Here is a 2,617-nt window from a genome sequence, read left to right on the forward strand (position 1 = left end):
TTGAACTTTATGTCCTTAGACTTAGTGCATAAGCTTTTCACTTATGAACGTGTCGCACGATTGTCATTACCATATCCTTCCATCAGGTTGATAACGCCCCATGCTCCAAGTCCTGCACCTACTGCCATAACCAAAATCTTTAATACATTAACTGCCTGTGTAAAAAATGCCATAAGTTATTCCTCCTCGTTTTCTTCTTTCTTTTCAATCTTGTTATATGACTTCACTACAAAGTTTTTGTAAGTCTTTCCCTCTTTTTCACGCTTCTTAAAGTAACCAAAGATATGAATTAAATCGCCTTTCTCAAAGGCTTTTGCTATTTCTGTCTTTTCTCCATAAGCTGCACAGTTGATGTACTCCTTGCCCTTACCGTACTTTTTTACAAGCGTAAAATTTGCAACTTCTACCGTTTCTCCGTCTTTTTCAAAGTTTGAGAAAGTAGGTTCCGCCACTAAGTTGGCGTTGATGTTAATCATTTCTTGTTTCATCTTTTTAAATTTCTCCTTTTCAATTCAATAAAAAAGCGACCAGAAGTATTACTTTTCCAATCGCTGATACTATTACTATTTAATTTTCCTTTAAGTGGGACTTCTGATCCTTAGCATCTTACCTCCTGATTTTAAGGTAATAAAAAACAGCAAATCTTTTTAAGACTTACTGCATTCTTGTAATAACCGTTTCTCTATTTAATTTTGCTTTTCCTTTTCGCCTCATGTAACTTTCTATATCAAACAAATTCTTCTTATCATAGTCCTCAAGTAATCTATAGTTCTTATGCTTTGTAATATCAAATTTGTCTGATAGAAATGGTCTGACACCACGAAGCTGAAAAATACATTTGCTACCGTCCATTACGGTAATCTCATCTTGACTCATCAGTTCCTTACCAGTCTTTTGATAGTTTAAACCAAAGCTCTTTTGATTTGACCTCGTTTCCGACGTGTTATATAGGTCGATAGTTTCTTTTCCCAGTGTTTCAGACAATTCTTTTAGCGTAGTTTTCTCCTTACCACCAAGAAACAAGGTACTATCACAGTTACCTACGATTGTATCGGCATTATCCTTGTAGATTGCCTTTAGCTGAGATTGTGCCTGAAGTATGATGCTTGCTGAAATCTCTCTACTTCTGATTGTGGCAATCAGCTTTTCAAACTTTGGAATTAAGCCGATGTTTGCAAATTCATCAAGCAAGCATCTCACATGGACAGGTAATCGTCCGCCATATACATCATCTGCCTTATCACATAAGAGATTAAAAAGTTGTGAGTACATAATGGATACTACAAAGTTAAAGGTATCATCTGTATCAGAGATAATAACAAAGAGTGCCGTTTTTCTATCCCCCAGTGTATCAAGCTCAAGTTCATCTTCACTCATCAAGTCCCTAAGTTCCCTAATATCAAATGGAGCAAGCCTTGCACCACAAGAGATAAGAATAGATTTGGCAGTTTTTCCTGTAACAACTTGTCAAGGACTTTCTAATCATTTTTATTACCTTTTTGATGTTTTTCTCTCTCCATTTCTCTAAGCATTATGCGTTTTAATTTGTCTTGCATTGTTTCAGTAGCATTTTCATTAAAGTGGATAACTACCTCATAGGTTACTTTCCCAATCTTTTTTATCGTTTTTGTTCCTGTATTATTTTCTTGCATATCATCATTCCTTTCCTTGCAATAAAAAAGCGATTAGAATTTCTACTTTTCTAACCGCCTTTACTCGTCTATTAAGTTTTGTGCTTTCTTCAGCTTTTCTTTGCTTTGTATTTTTCTTCTATCAAGTCCTATTACTCTAAGAGGTAAACACATCTCTATTATCCTTGAATAAATCCTGCCAAGCATTATATCTTCCTGTTCTTTTTCTATATCTTTGAAATTAAGGTTTGTCGTTATTATGGTCGGTCTTGCCTTTAGGTATCTTGCATTTACTACATTGTAGATCTGCTCTAAGGCATATTCTGTGTTTCGCTCTATTCCAAAATCATCAAGGATTAGTAGGGTAGGGTTTGTTATTTGCTCAATATATTCATTTCTATCAAGGTTAAAGCCGCCTTTTTGTAGGTCGTTTAATATCTGTGCAAAGTTTCTCATTTTTACGGAATATCCATACTGACTAATGATTGCATTAGCAATAGCACAAGCTATATAGGTCTTGCCACTTCCTACATTTCCATATAAAAGCAAGCCTACATTGTCTTTTCTCATTTCTTCAAAATGCTTTACATAGTTTTTTGTTTTTTTGATGATGTCTTTATCGGTATCTTCATCAGCATTTTCAAAGGTATAGGCTATTTGATTTCTGGATATAAAGCAGTTTTGTTTAAGTCTATCCTGTTCAATCTGCTTTTCACTTAACTTTTCCTGTTCTGCTCTATCCCTATCACATTTGCAAGATATTCTAAAAATCATCAGCTTATTTAACATCGAAATAGGCTTTCCGTCTATTCTTTCATTACAAGCCTTGCAATAGATATGTCCGTCTTTTTCATAGTGCGTTTCTTTGTTGTAGGTAAAATCTGTACCCTCTATTTTTGTAGTTACCATATTTTGATTATCTCTGTTATTCATAACTTTCATTCTCCTTTTTCCTGTTAAGTGGTGGAATGCGTTTTAAGGCTTGT

General features: G+C 34.5%; 3 protein-coding genes and 2 pseudogenes. All 5 read right to left on the bottom strand.

Annotated features, from left to right (window positions below):
* Positions 1-44: 44 nt before the first annotated feature.
* A pseudogene (locus HMPREF0581_RS08510) lies at positions 45-173 on the bottom strand (Maff2 family mobile element protein); the annotation flags it as partial.
* Positions 174-176: 3 nt separating this feature from the next.
* Complete coding sequence (locus HMPREF0581_RS02910) at positions 177-488, bottom strand: single-stranded DNA-binding protein (protein ID WP_035919658.1); 312 nt, start codon at positions 486-488, stop codon at positions 177-179.
* Positions 489-654: 166 nt separating this feature from the next.
* Positions 655-1,467 (bottom strand): annotated as a pseudogene (locus HMPREF0581_RS02915) (VirD4-like conjugal transfer protein, CD1115 family); the annotation flags it as partial.
* Between the two features lie 11 nt (positions 1,468-1,478).
* Positions 1,479-1,652, bottom strand: a complete 174-nt coding sequence (locus HMPREF0581_RS02920; protein ID WP_036380246.1) for a transposon-encoded TnpW family protein — start codon at positions 1,650-1,652, stop codon at positions 1,479-1,481.
* Between the two features lie 60 nt (positions 1,653-1,712).
* Positions 1,713-2,564 carry an ATP-binding protein gene (locus tag HMPREF0581_RS02925; protein WP_084645325.1) on the bottom strand — a complete coding sequence of 284 codons (852 nt, stop codon included), beginning with the start codon at positions 2,562-2,564 and terminating at the stop codon, positions 1,713-1,715.
* Positions 2,565-2,617: the final 53 nt, after the last annotated feature.

This window comes from Mogibacterium timidum ATCC 33093 (assembly GCF_000525775.1).
GTDB lineage: Bacteria > Bacillota > Clostridia > Peptostreptococcales > Anaerovoracaceae > Mogibacterium > Mogibacterium timidum.

What these genes read in the sequence shown, in the direction of transcription:
- HMPREF0581_RS02910 (WP_035919658.1), bottom strand. Translation starts at nt 488, where the DNA reads ATGAAACAAGAAATGATTAACATCAACGCCAACTTAGTGGCGGAACCT.
- HMPREF0581_RS02920 (WP_036380246.1), bottom strand. Translation starts at nt 1,652, where the DNA reads ATGCAAGAAAATAATACAGGAACAAAAACGATAAAAAAGATTGGGAAA.
- HMPREF0581_RS02925 (WP_084645325.1), bottom strand. Translation starts at nt 2,564, where the DNA reads ATGAATAACAGAGATAATCAAAATATGGTAACTACAAAAATAGAGGGT.